The organism is Buttiauxella izardii, from assembly GCF_003601925.1.
Taxonomy (GTDB): domain Bacteria; phylum Pseudomonadota; class Gammaproteobacteria; order Enterobacterales; family Enterobacteriaceae; genus Buttiauxella; species Buttiauxella izardii.
Window position 1 is genome coordinate 115,250 of sequence record NZ_QZWH01000001.1, and the last position, 17,122, is coordinate 132,371.

Annotated in this window: 14 protein-coding genes and 1 other annotated feature; of the genes, 8 read left to right on the plus strand and 6 right to left on the minus strand. The window is 52.3% G+C overall.

Annotated elements, in window-relative coordinates:
* Window positions 1-14: 14 nt before the first annotated feature.
* Window positions 15-1,634: a phosphoethanolamine transferase gene (locus D6029_RS00575; protein ID WP_120062886.1), complete on the minus strand. Its 1,620-nt coding sequence runs from the start codon at window positions 1,632-1,634 to the stop codon at window positions 15-17.
* A 320-nt stretch (window positions 1,635-1,954) separates the two neighbouring features.
* Between D6029_RS00575 and arnB the strand changes: the two genes are divergently transcribed.
* The 8 genes from arnB to ompW all read left to right on the plus strand — a co-directional run bounded on the left by arnB (window position 1,955) and on the right by ompW (window position 10,372).
* Window positions 1,955-3,094, plus strand: coding sequence for a UDP-4-amino-4-deoxy-L-arabinose aminotransferase (arnB, locus tag D6029_RS00580; protein WP_120062887.1), 1,140 nt, complete (start codon window positions 1,955-1,957; stop codon window positions 3,092-3,094).
* 1 nt (window position 3,095) lies between these two features.
* Window positions 3,096-4,079, plus strand: coding sequence for an undecaprenyl-phosphate 4-deoxy-4-formamido-L-arabinose transferase (gene arnC / locus D6029_RS00585; RefSeq protein WP_120062888.1), 984 nt, complete (start codon window positions 3,096-3,098; stop codon window positions 4,077-4,079).
* The gene (arnA, locus tag D6029_RS00590) at window positions 4,076-6,058 is read left to right on the plus strand and encodes a bifunctional UDP-4-amino-4-deoxy-L-arabinose formyltransferase/UDP-glucuronic acid oxidase ArnA (protein ID WP_120062889.1); all 1,983 of its coding nucleotides are present in this window, start codon (window positions 4,076-4,078) and stop codon (window positions 6,056-6,058) included. Before arnC ends, arnA begins: the two co-directional genes overlap by 4 nt.
* Complete coding sequence (arnD, locus tag D6029_RS00595) at window positions 6,055-6,951, plus strand: 4-deoxy-4-formamido-L-arabinose-phosphoundecaprenol deformylase (RefSeq protein ID WP_120062890.1); 897 nt, start codon at window positions 6,055-6,057, stop codon at window positions 6,949-6,951. Before arnA ends, arnD begins: the two co-directional genes overlap by 4 nt.
* Before the next feature lie 4 nt (window positions 6,952-6,955).
* Window positions 6,956-8,617: a lipid IV(A) 4-amino-4-deoxy-L-arabinosyltransferase gene (arnT, locus tag D6029_RS00600; RefSeq protein ID WP_120062891.1), complete on the plus strand. Its 1,662-nt coding sequence runs from the start codon at window positions 6,956-6,958 to the stop codon at window positions 8,615-8,617.
* A gap of 110 nt (window positions 8,618-8,727) precedes the next feature.
* The gene (gene arnE, locus D6029_RS00605; protein WP_120062892.1) at window positions 8,728-9,051 is read left to right on the plus strand and encodes a 4-amino-4-deoxy-L-arabinose-phosphoundecaprenol flippase subunit ArnE; all 324 of its coding nucleotides are present in this window, start codon (window positions 8,728-8,730) and stop codon (window positions 9,049-9,051) included.
* Window positions 9,051-9,431, plus strand: coding sequence for a 4-amino-4-deoxy-L-arabinose-phosphoundecaprenol flippase subunit ArnF (arnF, locus tag D6029_RS00610; RefSeq protein WP_167455950.1), 381 nt, complete (start codon window positions 9,051-9,053; stop codon window positions 9,429-9,431). Before arnE ends, arnF begins: the two co-directional genes overlap by 1 nt.
* A gap of 308 nt (window positions 9,432-9,739) precedes the next feature.
* On the plus strand, window positions 9,740-10,372 hold the full coding sequence (gene ompW, locus D6029_RS00615) for an outer membrane protein OmpW (protein WP_120062893.1): 633 nt from the start codon (window positions 9,740-9,742) through the stop codon (window positions 10,370-10,372).
* Window positions 10,373-10,418: 46 nt separating this feature from the next.
* On the opposite strand, the gene trpA is transcribed toward ompW, so the two are convergent.
* From trpA to D6029_RS00640, 5 genes are read right to left on the minus strand one after another with little or no spacing between them, the layout of a single operon-like run.
* Window positions 10,419-11,228: a tryptophan synthase subunit alpha gene (gene trpA, locus D6029_RS00620; RefSeq protein ID WP_120062894.1), complete on the minus strand. Its 810-nt coding sequence runs from the start codon at window positions 11,226-11,228 to the stop codon at window positions 10,419-10,421.
* Entirely contained in the window at window positions 11,228-12,421 is a 1,194-nt protein-coding gene (gene trpB, locus D6029_RS00625) for a tryptophan synthase subunit beta (RefSeq protein WP_120062972.1), read from the minus strand. The genes trpA and trpB overlap by 1 nt, the downstream gene beginning before the upstream one ends.
* Window positions 12,422-12,428: 7 nt before the next feature.
* On the minus strand, window positions 12,429-13,790 hold the full coding sequence (trpCF, locus tag D6029_RS00630; RefSeq protein WP_120062895.1) for a bifunctional indole-3-glycerol-phosphate synthase TrpC/phosphoribosylanthranilate isomerase TrpF: 1,362 nt from the start codon (window positions 13,788-13,790) through the stop codon (window positions 12,429-12,431).
* 3 nt (window positions 13,791-13,793) lie between these two features.
* A complete protein-coding gene (gene trpD, locus D6029_RS00635; RefSeq protein ID WP_120062896.1) occupies window positions 13,794-15,389 on the minus strand; it encodes a bifunctional anthranilate synthase glutamate amidotransferase component TrpG/anthranilate phosphoribosyltransferase TrpD in 1,596 nt (531 codons plus the stop codon).
* Window positions 15,389-16,951, minus strand: a complete 1,563-nt coding sequence (locus D6029_RS00640) for an anthranilate synthase component 1 (RefSeq protein WP_120062897.1) — start codon at window positions 16,949-16,951, stop codon at window positions 15,389-15,391. Before D6029_RS00640 ends, trpD begins: the two co-directional genes overlap by 1 nt.
* A 22-nt stretch (window positions 16,952-16,973) precedes the next feature.
* Window positions 16,974-17,071: a sequence feature (Trp leader region), on the minus strand.
* Between the last annotated feature and the right edge of the window lie 51 nt (window positions 17,072-17,122).

Genomic DNA, 17,122 nt, shown 5'->3' on the forward strand with positions numbered 1-17,122 from the left:
TCATCTCCGGGGAATTAACTCCGACATCCCCGGAACATATCCATATCGGGTTTGTAGACGCTGGTGCTGATGTCCCAAAGCCCAAGCACTGACGAGAACAGATTGTCATGGGAATATTCATTCTTAAGGGCATTATTTTTCAGGCACGTCATATCGATGTGTTTATCGGCAATAAAGCCAGGTGACATCCACACTTGCATCGGAATATGCGTTTGTTCCTGAGGGGCAATTTTGTATGGCGTACCGTGCAGGTACAAACCGTCTTCACCCAGCGACTCGCCATGGTCAGAAACATACAGCAGCACGGTGTTGTAACGGTCGCTATATTGTTTGAGCTTCTCAATTGTTTGTGCCAATACACGATCGGTATTACGAATGGTGTTGTCGTAGGAATTGACTAACTGTTCATGGGTACAGTTTTCAATATCGCTACGGGCGCACTCTGGCATGTAATGGCGTTGATCCGCTGGATAACGCTGGAAATACGTTGGGCCATGGCTGCCGATAAGATGGAAAGTCAGCATTTTATCGCCCGTCATTTTGGCAATATCCTCGTCGATATTGTCCAGCATCACCTCGTCAAAACAGGTTTCGCCATCACAAAGTTTTGGGTCTGCTGTGGGTTTTATATCGATTGTCGGAATGCGAGTGCACGCCCCTTTACAGCCGCCATCATTATCCTTCCAGAGCATTGAAACGCCCGTTTTCTGCACCACATCAAGCAGACCTTCGCTGTTCGCGGCTTTTTTGTGGTCATAGTCGGTGCGATTCATATCCGAGAACATGCACGGCACAGAAATCGCGGTGGCGGTGCCACAAGAATGCACATTCGCAAACGAGATAACGTCGCCTACCTGGCTGGTAAAGGCGTTGGTGTCGCGTGGATAGCCGTTCATCGAGAAGTTTTGGCTACGCGCCGTTTCACCAATCACCAGGATCATCAGCGTCGGTTTTTCTTTATTGGCGACACGTTTAGCGTCATCACCCAACGTCTGGAACGGTTCTTTGGTCGTAAAGTAAGTGTCTTTCACATATCCAAAGGTGCTGTAGACGTAGTTCGACGGAATAATTTCTTTGTTCAACGTGGAGTTATTACGGCCTACGGAGGCGTAATCCTGGTAATACAGCGCCGCAACGCCTGCGATAAGTACCAGTGACGCCGCCATTGAAAGCAGGCGGTATGCGATGCCTTTATACCATTTTGCCGGGTATTCTATTTTTATTAAAAACAGCAAGATAGCCGGGAGAACACCGGTCAGCAGCAACCATAAAATGATGGAGCCGTTCAGGTAGGAATGGGCTTCTTGCGGATTGGTTTCAACGATGTTTTGGATCATCGACTGATCAAACATCACTTTATATTTGAGCGTCGAGTAACTGACCATCGACCCGGTAATCAGCAACAGCGCAAAGAAAGGCTTGAGCAGAAAACGGATTGAGAAGGGCATAAACACGAAGTTGAGCGCCGCGACCAGCACAAACGGGATAGAGATGACGAAACCGGCTTTGACGTGCTCAAGATGCGACAAAATGTCGTAAAAATGCAGCAGCACAGGCCAGTTGAGTAAAAAGGCAAATACCACTGCCAATAGCAAAACCAGAGGGACAACCTTCATCCTGAAAAGTACAGGCATTAACATCTCCAGGGATATTGATTCTGAGAGCAATTAAAGGGAATTAACAAATTTTCATACTCGTTCACTAATGTGATTTTTTCATCTGCAAACCACACTGTGTATTATTAACCATAAACCTTAATTTAACCTTAATCCTCCCAAACTAAATTTCCTCCCTGATTACAGCTGTCTTAATATTGCGCTAAGGAATCTCTGTTAGGTTGGTTTTGTTTTAATCCGGTTTAATTTGAAAGGCTGTTACGCGATCGTGTTGCGCTTTCATTTAATTAAACTGTCTCATGATTAAAAAAGCGACTTAATAATTACAGGGATATCCGATGAGTGAATTTCTGCCTTTCTCACGTCCTGCGATGGGACAAGAAGAAATCGACGCAGTGAGCGAAGTTTTGCAGTCAGGATGGATAACAACGGGCCCCAAAAATCAGGCACTTGAACAAGCATTTTGCGAGTTAACCGGCAATAAGCACGCTATTGCGGTGAGTTCTGCAACGGCCGGTATGCACGTAGCGTTGATGGCGTTGGGAATTGGGGCGGGCGATGAAGTGATTACTCCTTCGCTGACCTGGGTTTCCACCCTCAATATGATTGTGTTACTGGGCGCTGAGCCAGTGATGATTGACGTTGACCGCGACACATTGATGGTCACCGCGCAGGCGATTGAAGCCGCGATCACACCTCGCACCCGCGCCATTATTCCCGTGCATTACGCGGGAGCTCCGGTCGATATCGATGCCATCCGTGCGGTTGGCGAACGCCACGCAATCCCTGTTATTGAAGACGCTGCGCACGCCGCGGGAACCCACTACAAGGGCAAACATGTCGGCGATAAAGGAACGGCCATTTTCTCCTTCCACGCCATCAAAAACATGACCTGCGCAGAAGGCGGATTGATTGTTACCGACGATGAGCAACTGGCGAATAAAATGCGCAGCCTGAAGTTTCACGGCCTGGGCGTTGATGCGTTTGACCGCCAGACGTTGGGACGTGCTCCGCAGGCAGAAGTGATTTCACCTGGGTACAAATACAATCTCGCGGATATCAATGCGGCCATTGCTCTGGTGCAGTTAAAAAAACTTGAGCAAAACAACGCGCGTCGCAAGGAAATAGCCGACCGTTATTTAGACGAATTAGTGAGTATGCCGTATTTACCGCTCATTCAGCCGAGTTGGGCGCATAAACATGCCTGGCATCTTTTTATTTTGCGCATAGACGAAACTCGCTGCGGAATTTCCCGTAATGAATTTATGGATGCTTTAAAAGCAAAAGGTATTGGAACCGGTCTGCATTTCAGAGCCGCACATACGCAAAAATATTACCGCGAGCGTTATCCCGCACTTTCTTTACCCGATACCGAATGGAACAGCGAGCGTATTTGTTCCATTCCTTTATTCCCAACGATGACCGATGAAAATGTCACTCACGTTATTACCGCATTGCGTGAAGTGGCCGGAAAATAATATGACCAAACCAGAAGCAATCCACAAAGTTTCTGTCGTTATCCCGGTTTATAACGAACAGGAAAGTTTGCCCGAGCTTATCAGGCGAACCACTGCCGCTTGCGAAACGCTGGGCAAAGATTACGAAATTCTGCTGGTGGATGACGGCAGTAGCGATGAATCCGCCGCCATGTTAAGCGACGCTGCTGAAGCGCCTGGCAGCCATGTTGTCGCGGTTTTGCTCAACCGAAATTACGGGCAACACAACGCGATTATGGCCGGTTTTAGCCACGTCACCGGAGATTTAATCGTCACGCTGGACGCCGATTTGCAAAATCCGCCTGAAGAAATTCCGCGTCTGGTCGCTAAAGCCGATGAAGGCTACGACGTGGTCGGCACCGTGCGCCAGAATCGCCAGGACACCTGGTTTCGCAAACGGGCTTCCCGCCTGATCAACCGCCTGATTCAAAGCACCACAGGTAAAGCGATGGGTGATTATGGCTGCATGCTGCGCGCCTATCGTCGCCACATTATCGACGCCATGCTGCACTGCCACGAACGCAGCACCTTTATTCCGATTCTGGCGAATACCTTCGCCCGTAAAGCGATTGAGATCCCCGTTCATCACGCCGAGCGTGAATTTGGCGAGTCGAAATACAGCTTTATGCGCCTGATTAATTTGATGTACGACCTGGTCACCTGCCTGACTACCACGCCGCTGCGTATGTTGAGCGTGTTCGGCAGCATTATCGCGGTACTGGGTTTTACGCTGTCGGTATTGCTGGTGGTTTTACGTTTTGCCTTTGGGCCGCAATGGGCGGCGGAAGGGGTCTTCATGCTGTTTGCGGTGCTGTTTATGTTTATCGGCGCGCAGTTTGTCGGCATGGGCCTGTTAGGAGAATACATCGGGCGAATTTACACCGATGTCCGCGCTCGCCCTCGTTACTTTATTCAGCGCGTAGTTAGCCGCGACTCAGTTTCAACTTCAGAGGAAAATCAGCAATGAAAGCTGTCGTATTTGCTTATCACGATATGGGTTGTGCGGGCGTTAACGCCCTGGTCGCTGCCGGTTATGACATCACCGCAATTTATACCCATCCCGATTCACCTGCTGAAAATCAGTTCTTTGGCTCAGTAGCACGCACCGCTGCGGAACACGGTATTCCGGTTTATGCCCCAGACGATGTGAATCACCCGCTATGGGTTGAACGTATTAAGTCAGCGCAGCCCGATGTCATTTTCTCTTTTTATTATCGCAACTTGCTGAGCGAAGAAATTCTAAATAGCGCATCCGTCGGCGCATTCAACCTGCATGGGTCCTTGCTGCCAGCATACCGTGGCCGCGCGCCGCTGAACTGGGCGTTGGTGAACGGCGAAACTGAAACGGGCGTGACGATTCATCGCATGGTTAAACGTGCGGATGCCGGTGCGGTTGTAGCGCAGCTTTCGGTGGCGATTGCTTCGGATGACACGGCGTTAACGTTGCATCACAAACTGACCGAAGCCGCGTCTGACCTGCTGGAAGATATGCTACCGGTGATCAAAACCGGGCATTTCCCGCAGACTGAACAGGATCACAGCAAAGCCACTGTTTTTGGACGCCGTACCCCGCAAGATGGCTGCATTAACTGGCAATCAAGCGCACGTGAAATCAATAACCTGGTGCGCGCGGTGACTGACCCATGGCCGGGTGCGTTTGGCTATGTTGGCGGCAGCAAGTTTATCGTCTGGAAATCTCGCGTGCTGCAAGGCTTGCAGGCAGCGAAAGCGGGAACCGTGTTGTCTGTCAGCCCGCTGGTGATTGCGACCGGCGATGGTGCGCTGGAAATCCTCACCGGGCAAACCGAAAACGGCGTTTACATGCAAGGTTCGCAACTGGCGCAAAGTCTGGGCTTAGTAGCGGGCGCGTTGCTCAGTAGCAAACCTGTTTGTGCTATTAAGCGTCGTACCCGCGTATTAATTCTTGGGGTGAACGGTTTTATCGGCAACCACCTGACCGAGCGCCTGTTGCAGGACGACAATTTTGAAGTGTACGGGCTGGATATCGGCTCTGACGCTATCAGCCGCTTCATCGGCAACGACCGTTTCCACTTTGTGGAAGGGGATATCAGTATTCACTCCGAATGGATTGAATATCACATCAAAAAATGTGACGTGGTGCTGCCGCTGGTGGCGATTGCGACGCCGATTGAATACACCCGCAACCCGCTGCGCGTATTTGAGCTGGACTTTGAAGAGAACCTGAAAATTATTCGCGACTGTGTGAAATACCAGAAACGTATTATTTTTCCTTCTACGTCAGAAGTTTATGGCATGTGCTCCGACAAAGTATTCGATGAAGATAACTCGAACCTGGTTGTCGGGCCAATCAACAAACAGCGCTGGATTTACTCGGTATCCAAGCAATTACTCGACCGCGTTATCTGGGCTTATGGCGAGAAAGAGGGTTTGCGCTTCACGCTGTTCCGTCCGTTTAACTGGATGGGGCCGCGCCTCGATAACCTGAATGCCGCGCGTATCGGCAGCTCTCGTGCGATCACCCAGTTGATTCTCAACCTGGTGGAAGGCTCGCCGATCAAGCTGATTGATGGTGGCCGTCAAAAACGTTGCTTCACCGATATCAGCGACGGTATCGAAGCGCTGTTCCGCGTTATCGAGAATAAAGATAACAATTGTGACGGGCAAATCATCAACATCGGCAACCCGGATAACGAAGCGAGCATCAAAGAGCTGGCTGAAATGCTGCTGGTGAGCTTTGAAAAACACCCGCTGCGCCACCATTTCCCGCCGTTTGCTGGTTTCCGCGAAGTGGAAAGCAGCACTTACTACGGCAAAGGTTATCAGGATGTTGAGCACCGTAAGCCTAGCATCCGTAATGCTCAGCGCTTGCTAAACTGGACGCCAACGGTGGAGATGGACAAAACCATCGACGAAACCCTGGATTTCTTCCTTAAAACAGTTGAACTGACGGAACCTCAGGCATGAGAAAAGTTGGCCTGCGCATTGATGTAGATACCTGGCGGGGCACCCAGCAAGGGGTTCCGCATCTTCTTGAGATCTTAAGTTTGCACGGTATTCAGGCCACATTTTTCTTCAGCGTTGGCCCGGATAACATGGGCCGCCATTTGTGGCGGCTGATGAAACCGAAATTCCTGTGGAAGATGCTGCGCTCAAATGCGGCATCGCTCTACGGCTGGGATATTCTGCTGGCGGGAACCGCATGGCCGGGCCGAAAAATCGGCGAAGGTAATGCGGAAATCATTTCGGCGGCGGCGGATCACCATGAGGTCGGCCTGCACGCCTGGGATCACTTTGCCTGGCAAACCTGGGCTGGCGTCTGGGATAACAAACAGCTTGAGAAGCAAATTCGTCTTGGGATGGCGTCGTTAAGCCAGATTATCGAACAGCCGGTGACTTGCTCAGCGGTTGCCGGTTGGCGTGCCGATCAGCGCGTTGTGCGGGCAAAAGAGTCGTTTGGTTTTAGCTACAACAGCGACTGCCGTGGCAGCGCGCCATTTCGCCCGCTTTTAGCCGATGGCAGCAGCGGAACGGTACAAATTCCGGTGACGCTCCCAACCTGGGATGAAGTGATTGGCGATGGCGTCAGTCGTGAAAGCTATAACCGTTTTATTCTCGACCGCATCAAACAAGATACCGGGACACCGGTTTATACCATCCACGCGGAAGTGGAAGGGATCGTGATGCATAAAGGTTTTAGTGAATTGCTGACTATGGCCGCGCAGGAGGGTATCCAGTTTTGCCCATTGAGCAAACTGTTACCGGAAGATTTATCCACGCTGCCCTTGGGCAAAGTGGTGCGCGGTTACATTCCTGGCCGCGAAGGGTGGTTAGGATGCCAACAATTAATCGAGCGTTAAACAGATGAAATCAGCAAAGTATCCGCTAGTTTTGTTATTAGGTTTTGTTCTGCTTTACCTGCTTCCTATTGAATTTAGAGCGCTCTGGCAGCCAGATGAAACCCGTTATGCGGAGATCAGCCGTGAAATGCTGGCGGCGGGAAACTGGATTGTCCCGCATTTTCTGGATGTGCGTTATTTTGAAAAACCGGTCGCCGGATACTGGATTAATAATCTCAGTCAATTGATCTTCGGTCATAACAACTTTGCGGTGCGGTTTGGCTCGGTATTTTCCATCACGCTAAGTGCCTTGTTAGTCACCTGGCTGGCATTTCGTTTGTGGCGTGATAAACGCGTTGCGGTGCTTTCAGGTGTGATTTTCCTCACCTGTTTGCTGGTTTACGGCGTCGGCACTTATGCGGTTCTCGACCCGATGATCACGCTGTGGCTGGTGGCGGCCATGTGCAGCTTCTGGCTGGCGTCACAGGCGCAAACCACGGCGGGGAAAGTGGGCGGATATGTGCTGCTCGGCCTGGCTTGCGGCATGGGCGTGATGACCAAAGGTTTCCTGGCGCTGGCCGTGCCGGTATTGGGCGTGTTGCCGTGGGTGATTGCACAGAAACGCTGGAAAGAAGTGCTGCTGTTCGGGCCGCTGGCGGTGATTAGCGCCACGCTGATCACGCTGCCGTGGGCGCTGGCGATTGCCAAAGCGGAACCGACATTCTGGCACTACTTCTTCTGGGTCGAACATATTCAGCGTTTCGCTGAAAAAGACGCCCAGCACAAAGCGCCTTTCTGGTATTACATTCCGTTCCTGATTGCCGGATGTTTGCCGTGGGTGGGGTTATTGCCGGGGGCGTTAAAACGCGGCTGGCAAGAGCGCAAAGTCGAAAGCGGTTCGCTCTATTTACTCGGTTGGGTGGTGATGCCGCTGCTGTTTTTCAGTATCGCAAAAGGCAAGTTGCCGACCTACATTTTGCCGTGTTTTGCGCCGTTGGCGATTCTTCTGTCGCGCCATGCGACGCAGTTGCTGGCATCGTCGCGCACGCTGAAAATTAACGGCTGGATTAACGTCATTTTTGGCGGCATCTGTACGTTAGTGGTGCTGATTGCACTGGCTCCGTGGGGTGTGGCGAAACATCCGGTTTATGCCAATGATGAAGTGCTAAAAGTCGTGCAGGCGGCGGTGGCATTTTTGGTGTGGTCGCTGGTGGGTTATCTGACCACGCGTAGTAACGCCCGGCAATGGCAGTGGGCGGCGATATGCCCGTTGGGTATCGCGTTGCTGGTCGGCGGTGTGATCCCTGACAAAGTGATCAACTCTAAGCATCCACAAGCGTTTATTGATGTGGTGCGTCCTGAGCTAGAAAACAGTCGCTATATTCTTGCCGATAGCGTTGGCGTCGGGGCTGGCGTTGCATGGGAATTAAAGCGTGCAGATATTACGCTATATGCCCAACCCGGCGAGCTGAGTTATGGCCTGACGAATTTCGATGACGCGAAAGATAACTTCGTCTCACGAGAAGATTTTGCGCAATGGCTGGCGGTTCATCGGAAAGAAGGAAATGTTTCTTTGGTGATGTTGTTGTCGAAAGACAAAGTGCCAGAAGACCACGATGTGCCAACGCCTGATGACCTTTATCGCAAAGGGCGGTTCGTGCTCTTCTTCTATGAAAAAACGCCATGAGTTTTTCGTTTTGTAGGGTGGAGATGCGTTAGCGACATCCACCATTTGCAGCGCTTTGTCGGATGACGCTGACGCTTATCCGACCTACGAAAAGGTTTGTCATCAGTCTCATGAGTTATCTGTTGATCGTGTTGGCAAGTTTACTGAGTTGTGGGGGCCAGCTTTGCCAGAAGCAGGCCACCTGGCGACCAGGGCGTCGCCATTTAATCTTCTGGCTGGCTTTCAGCGTGTTGCTACTGGGCTGTGCGATGCTGCTGTGGTTACTGGTTTTACAGCGCATCCCGGTCAGCGTGGCGTACCCGATGCTCAGCCTGAATTTTATCTTTATTACCTTCGCTGCCCGCTTCATCTGGCATGAGCGCGTTTCCCTGCGCCATTGGCTCGGCGTAGTGCTGATCATTGCAGGTATTTCTATCCTTGGAGGTGCCGCCTGATGGGCTACTTCTTGGCGTTGATGAGCGTGCTATTGGTCAGTGGTGCGCAGTTGATTATGAAATGGGCGATGGTTGAACTGCCTCTGGTGAACCGACCTTATGAGCTGATAACCGCAGTGATAACACTCACTCCAGGCGCTATTGCGTTGCTGGCTGGGCTGTTTGCTTACGTCTGTTCGATGGGCTGCTGGTTTCTGGCTTTGCGCCGCATGGCACTGAGTAAAGCATATCCGTTGCTCAGTTTAAGCTACGTGCTGGTGTGGGCTGCCGCTATCTGGCTGCCGTGGCTGCATGAAAGTTTTAGCATGGGGAAGTTAGTCGGCGTGTGCGTGATTTTTATCGGCCTGTTATTTGTCTGCATCCCTGGCAAGAAACGGTAAGGCAACCGCTCAACACGGTTGCCTCTTGTTTTTAAGATTTTGGGAAAATCCAGCCATGCTTTCAGGTAGCGCCAGATGCTGGAGCGGGTCACGCATCTCATCGGCAAATGAAGGCGCTCCGGTGATTCCGCCTTTATCCTGCTAATAGGGGACTAACCCGGTTTTAGGGTTTTTAGCAAAATGACGAAAAATTAATCTAGATCATTAAATGTTAAATTAGCCAGCGAAGTGTGATCGGTGTTAAATCAATTTGTACTCCAAAATGAGTATATTCAGCCCGCTTATAAAACCATAACAAGGAGAGGGCTATGAAAAAATTGTCTGTGGCATTACTCGCGTTAACCTGTTTGTCTGGCGAGGTTCTGGCGCATCAACAAGGTGAATTCTTCATACGTGCGGGTTCTGCGACCGTTCGTCCAACGGAAGGCTCTGATAATGTGCTTGGCATGGGCGGTTTTAACGTCAGCAACAATACTCAACTGGGGCTGACATTTGATTATATGGTGACGGATAACATTGGTATCGAGCTGCTGGCTGCGACAGCGTTCCGTCACAAAGTCGGCTTAGGCCCGACGGGCAACCTGGCAACAGTTCGCCAGTTGCCACCCACTTTAATGGCGCAGTGGTACTTTGGTGATTCGAAGAGCAAAGTGCGCCCTTACGTTGGTGTGGGTATTAACTACACCACTTTCTTTGATACCGATTTTAATCAGAACGGCAAAGATAAAGGTTTAAGCGATCTTAGCGTGAAAGATTCCTGGGGCGCGGCTGGGCAGGTTGGCCTGGATTATATGATTAACCCAAACTGGCTGTTGAACATGTCCGTCTGGTACATGGATATCGACACCGAAGTGAAGTTTAAAGCCGGTGGCGAGCAGCAGAATATCAACACACGCATCGATCCGTGGGTGTTTATGTTCTCGGCGGGTTATCGTTTCTAATGTGTTGGTGATGAAAAGAGGCCGGAGTTGCTCCGGCCTTTTTGATTTACGCAGTGAGGGTTGCGGCTTTCAGACTCTGCACAAAGGCTTTCAGCTCACTCAGCATCACGTCAGGCTTATCAAGGTTCTTCTCAATAATCTTCACGATGGCAGAGCCAGAAATTGCTCCCGCAGCGCCAGCATCAATGGCATCTTTCACCTGCGACGGTTCAGAAATCCCGAAGCCTTGCAATGACGGTGCCGCACCAAACTCAGTCAGTTTTTCTACCAGATGATGCAACGGCAATTGCGCGCGCGTTTCTGCACCCGTCACACCAGCACGAGAAAGCAGGTACGTATAACCCCGTCCATGGGTCGCGATTTCACGCAGCAGCGCATCATCAGCATTTGGCGGGCAGATAAAGATTGGCGCGACATTATGGCGCATCGCCGCCTGGCGGAATGGCGCAGACTCTTCAATCGGCACGTCAGCAATCAGCACGGAATCGACACCGACTTTTGCGCACAGTGCGTAGAACTCATCAATGCCCCGGTTAAACACCAGGTTGGCGTACATCAGCAGACCGATTGGGATCGTCGGGTGCTTCTGGCGAATCGCCGCCAGCATTTCAAAACACTGAGTCGGCGTCACACCTGCTGCGAATGCGCGCAGTGCCGCATTCTGAATCGTCGGGCCATCGGCCAGCGGGTCAGAGAAAGGAATGCCTAGTTCTAGCGCGTCGGCACCGGCTTCAATCAGCGTGTCGATAATTTTCAGCGATTGCTCAGGTGACGGATCGCCCAGCGTGACGAAGGGAACAAATGCGCCTTCTTTACGCGCTTGCAGCTTTTCAAAAGCGTGTTGATAACGTTCCATTAAATTTCCCCTCGTGCTTTCAAAATGTCGTGAACGGTAAAGATGTCTTTGTCACCACGGCCAGAGAGGTTCACCACCAACAGCTGTTCTTTTTCCGGGTTTTCTTTGATCATTTTCAGCGCGTGAGCCAGCGCGTGAGAAGATTCCAGCGCCGGGATAATCCCTTCGCTGCGGCACAGTGTTTTGAAGGCTTCGAGCGCTTCGTCATCGGTAATCGACACATAATCGGCACGACCGATGCTGTTCAGGTGCGCGTGCTGCGGCCCAACAGACGGGAAGTCCAGACCGGCAGAGATTGAATAAGATTCTTCAATCTGACCCTCATCGGTTTGCATCATCGGCGATTTCATGCCGAAGTAGATGCCGACGCGACCATGTTTAAGTGGCGCACCGTGTTCGCCGCTTTCAATGCCGTGCCCGGCTGGCTCAACGCCAATCAAACCGACTTTAGAATCGTTGATGAAATCAGCAAACATGCCGATGGCGTTGGAGCCACCGCCAACGCAGGCGATAACGGCATCCGGCAGACGGCCTTCTTTTTCCAGAATTTGCGCTTTGGTTTCTTCGCCGATCATGCGCTGGAATTCACGCACGATAGTCGGGAACGGGTGCGGGCCAGCGGCGGTGCCGAGCATGTAGTGCGCGGTGTCGTAGCTGCCAGACCAGTCGCGCAGCGCTTCGTTACAGGCATCTTTCAACGTTGCAGAACCGCTGTGCACAGGAATCACTTCTGCACCCATCAGGCGCATACGGAACACGTTTGGCGACTGGCGCTCAACGTCTTTGGCACCCATATAAATGCGGCATTTCAGGCCGAGCAGGGCGCTGGCTAATGCAGAGGCTACACCGTGTTGACCGGCACCGGTTTCAGCGATGATTTCAGTTTTGCCCATTTTCTTGGCAAGCAATGCCTGGCCGAGAACCTGGTTGGTTTTGTGTGCGCCGCCGTGCAGCAAATCTTCACGCTTTAAATACAGCGTAGTTTTGGTGCCCGCCGTCAGGTTGCGGCATTTGGTCAGCGCCGTTGGGCGACCGGCATAGTTCTTCAGTAAATCGTTAAATTCAGCCTGGAACTCCGCATCGCTTTGCGCGGCTACAAACGCTTCTTCCAACTGACGCAGCGCAGGCATCAGGATTTGCGGCACATACATGCCACCGAACTCGCCAAAATAGGGATTAAGTAAAGTCATGATATTTTCCTTAGTAAGCCCGCAGCGTCTGGAAGACGGCAGCCAGCTTGTTAGCATCTTTAATACCCGGTGCGCTTTCGACACCTGAGTTGAAATCTAAACCGATGCAGCCCGTTTTCGCTGCTTCTATGCAATTATCTGCGCCCAGTCCGCCAGCCAGAATCACGTTTTCCAGATTCTGACCTGCAAGGAGTGACCAATCGAAACGTTGGCCGCTGCCGCCCTGGCCGTTGTCGAACAGGTATTTATCGACGTGGTTTAAATCACGGGCAGGCAAGCTCTCTTTCACGCTCAACGCTTTCCAGATTTGCACCTTTTCTGGAAGGGCAGCGCGCAGTTCGTCGATATACGCCTGGTTTTCATCGCCATGCAGTTGAACGGCATTCAGCGAAAACGTCTCTGTTTTTTGCACGACTTCATTAACCGGAGTATTGCGGAACACGCCGGCATATTTCAGCGGTGCGCCAGCAATCACCGCGGCGGCGGTTTCATCGCTGACAAAACGCGGTGAGGTTGTCACAAAAATCAGTCCGCCATAAATCGCACCCGCTTCATAAGCGGCGCGAGCATCCTGGGCACGCGTCAGGCCGCAAACTTTGTTGTTGCCTAGCGTGACGCGGCGAACCGCAGCATTAAGATCGTCTTCGCCCATTAACGCGGAGCCAATCAGGAAGCCGTTGGCAAAATGGCTCAGTTCACGAATCTGGCCGTAATTGCTGATGCCTGATTCGCTGATGACCGTCACACCGTGGCCTAAACGCGGCGCTAGCTGGCGCGTGCGGTTGAGGTCGATGGATAAATCACGCAGGTCACGGTTGTTGATACCAACCACTTTTGCTTTCAGCTCAATCGCGCGTTCCAGCTCTTCTTCATTACTCACTTCGGTCAGCACGCCCATATTCAGGCTGTGCGCAACGGCGGCGAGCTGGCGATATTGCTCGTCGTCGAGCACTGAAAGCATCAGCAAGCAGGCATCGGCCTGGTAAAAACGCGCCAGATGAATCTGATAAGCGTCGATAATAAAGTCTTTGCACAGCACCGGCTGCGTGACAATGTCACTAACAATCGGCAGGAAATCAAAACTGCCCTGGAAATACTTCTCGTCAGTCAGTACTGAAATCGCCGAAGCGTAGTGCTTATAAACGTTTGCAATGCGCGCTGGGTCGAAATCATCACGAATCACGCCTTTGGACGGAGAGGCTTTTTTGCACTCCAGAATAAAGGCGGTACGGGCACCTTGCAGCGCGTGATAAAAGTTACGTGTAGCCGGAACAATCTTGTTCTGGAAACTGGCCAAGGGTTGTTGTTGTTTGCGTGCTTCAACCCAAATCGCCTTATCGTCGACGATCTTCTTTAATACGGTTTCCTGCATGACTTATCCTCTTCCTGCAAGTGCTGTGACGCGGTCGTAGGCTGCACCGCTGCGCAACACTTCCAGCACTCGTTGTGCGTTCGCTTTGAGATCTTCTTGCCCATGCAGACGCATTAACATCGCGACGTTTGCCGCCACCGCAGACTCATGAGCTGTCTCTCCTTTACCTTGTAACAGGCGGGTGAGAATGTCACGGTTTTCTTCTGGCGTGCCGCCTGCAAGCTGGTCCTGGTGATAAGCGGGCAGGCCGAAATCGGTGGCTTCGAGCTGATAGCTTTTGATTTCACCTTCGTTCAGTTCCGCCACTTGGGTGGTGGCATGCAGAGACACTTCATCCATTCCACCGCTATGTACCACCGCCGCACGTTTGTAACCCAAGACGCGCAGGGTTTCGGCAATCGGCAACACCAGTTCCGCACTGTAAACGCCAATCAGCGCCATTTGCGGGTGAGCCGGGTTGATCAACGGCCCCAGCACGTTAAACAAGGTGCGGGTTTTTAACTGCTGGCGCACAGGCATCGCGTGGCGGAAACCGGTGTGGTATTTCGGTGCGAACAGGAAACACACACCTAAATCATCGAGCGCTTTACGGGAAGCATCAGCACTCATTTCCAGATTAATGCCGAAAGCGGCCAGTAAGTCCGATGAACCGGATTTACTGGAAACGCTGCGATTACCGTGTTTCGCGACTTTCAGGCCCACAGCGGCGGCCACAAAGGCGCTGGCGGTGGAAATATTAATGCTGTTGCTGCCATCACCGCCTGTGCCAACGATATCGGCAAATGGATAATCCGGGCTTGGGAATGGCGCGGCGGCTTCGAGCATCGCTGTCGCCGCACCGGCAATTTCATTCGGATGCTCACCGCGCACTTTCATGCTCACCAGCGCCGCAGCCAGTTGTTCTGGTTTCAGCTCGCCGCGCACAATCGCAGCAAATAGCTGGTGGCTTTCTTCACGGCTCAGCGTCTGCGCTTTGTACAGCTTGTCGAGAATCGGTTGCAGCGTGTTGGCTTGTTTCAACTTCAACAGCGCCCAATCGAGCGTTTGTTCCAGCAGACGCGCACCGTGCGTGGTCAGAATCGATTCCGGGTGGAACTGGAAACCACACACGCGGTCAGCGTCGTGACGAACCGCCATCACCATGCCATCGAAATGCGCGTTAATCGTCAAACCTGCTGGAATGTTGCTGCCAACCAGAGAATGGTAACGGGCAACCGGCAACGGATTCGGTAAACCGGCAAACATCGCTTCGCCATCGTGGGAAATAATCGACGCTTTACCATGCAGGATTTCACCCGCCTGGCCGACATAACCGCCATACGCTTCCACAATCGCCTGGTGACCGAGGCAGATACCGATAATCGGTAATTTACCGCGCAGACGCGTCAGCAATTCAGGCATACAGCCCGCTTCGCTTGGCGCTCCTGGGCCTGGGGAAAGCATCAGCACCGGGTTGTCCATGGTTTCCAGACGCTCAATTAAGGTTTGCGCCGGAACATGGTTGCGATAGATGACGACGTTGTGTCCGTTGGCACGCAGCTGATCGGCCAGGTTATAAGTAAACGAGTCGATGTTATCGAGCAGCAGAATGTCAGCCATCAGAAAATCTCCTGTGCGTGATGCGCGGTGGCGATAGCGCGCAGTACAGCGCGGGCTTTATTGCGGGTTTCGTCGGCTTCGGATTGCGGCACAGAGTCCAGCACCACGCCAGCGCCAGCCTGAACGGTCGCGATGCCGTTTTCGACGTAGGCGGAGCGGATAACGATGCAGGTGTCTAAATCACCGTGCGCGGTGAAGTAGCCCACAGCACCGCCGTAGCTGCCACGGCGCACACCTTCGGCTTTGGCAATCAACTGCATGGCGCGAACTTTTGGCGCACCGCTCAGGGTGCCCATGTTCATACAGGCGCGGTAAGCGTGCAGCACGTCCAAATCTTTATGCAGCTCGCCAACCACGCGGGAAACCAGGTGCATCACAAAGGAATAACGGTCGACTTTGGTCAGGTCGGCAACATAACGGCTGCCAGGGGTGCAAATGCGCGCCAGGTCGTTACGGGCCAGATCAACCAGCATTAAATGTTCGGACATCTCTTTATGGTCGGTGCGCATTTCCAGCTCGATGCGGCTGTCGAGGTCACGATCTAAAGAACCATCGGCACGGCGACCGCGTGGACGCGTTCCGGCAATCGGGTAGATTTCAATCTGGCGCGAATCGGCATCGTATTTCAGCGAGCTTTCCGGGGATGCGCCAAACAGGGTGAAATCATTGTCCTGCATAAAGAACATGTACGGGCTTGGATTGCTCTTTTTCAGCGTCTGGTAAGCGGCCAGTGGAGAAGGGCACGGCAGCGAGAAACGGCGCGATGGAACCACCTGGAAGATTTCACCGATGCGAATGGCTTTCTGCATTTTGCGCACTACATCGCCAAACTCTTCATCGCTCTGGTTGCATTCGCAGGTCATACGCTCGACTTTTTGTACTGGCAGCGGCGCAGGTTCCTGCTCCATTTGTTTGCTCAATTGCGCGGTGCGCTGAATCAAACGCTGTTTTTCTGCTGCTGACGGAGTGAACAAGCTCGCCTGAATACGGGTGTGCTTTTTCTGGTGGTCGATCACCAGCAGCGTTTCAGCGAGGTAGAAACAGTAATCAGGGCAGTTGTTGTCTTGCTTGAGAGCCGGCAAATCTTCAAATCCTGCTACCAGGTCGTAAGCAAACAGGCCGCCGAAGAACATCGCTTCGCGCTCGTTTTCCGGCGCTGTGACTAATTCCTGCATAATGCGGAAGGCGTCAAAAACGGAAAGTGAACACAGGCGCGCGTCTTCATCCAGCAGGGAACTCACCGCCGGGAACCGCAGCACGCGGCCTTGCGGCGAGTGTTGATTCTCAACACCTGATGGCAGCGCGGCATCCAGCAAGGGAAGTAACGACGCACCGTTTTCAGAAAGCGCATGAATCGTGACGGTGTCACCTAAGGCGGTAATGCGCAGCGCGCTGTCGACTAACAGCAGGCTTTTTAAATCGTTTTTGCTGTCGATATCGGCTGATTCGAGCAACAAGGTCGCCGGGCGAGCGCCGCATAACTGATGGAAAACCGCTGTTGGGTTATCACGATAAGGCGCGTCACTGGTCAGTAATTCGAGCGCTGGTTTTTGTGTTTGCATTTTCTGCTCTCATATTTTGTTCAAAAAAAAGCCCGCTTCATTGGCGGGCCTGGTATCTGGGCTGAATTTCAGCCATAGCGATGACACTGCCCGTTATCAGGAAGTACGCCACCAGCTGTGCATGCGGATTATCGCTTTCATTTTCAGATACCTTTCTCGTGTGAACTTGCG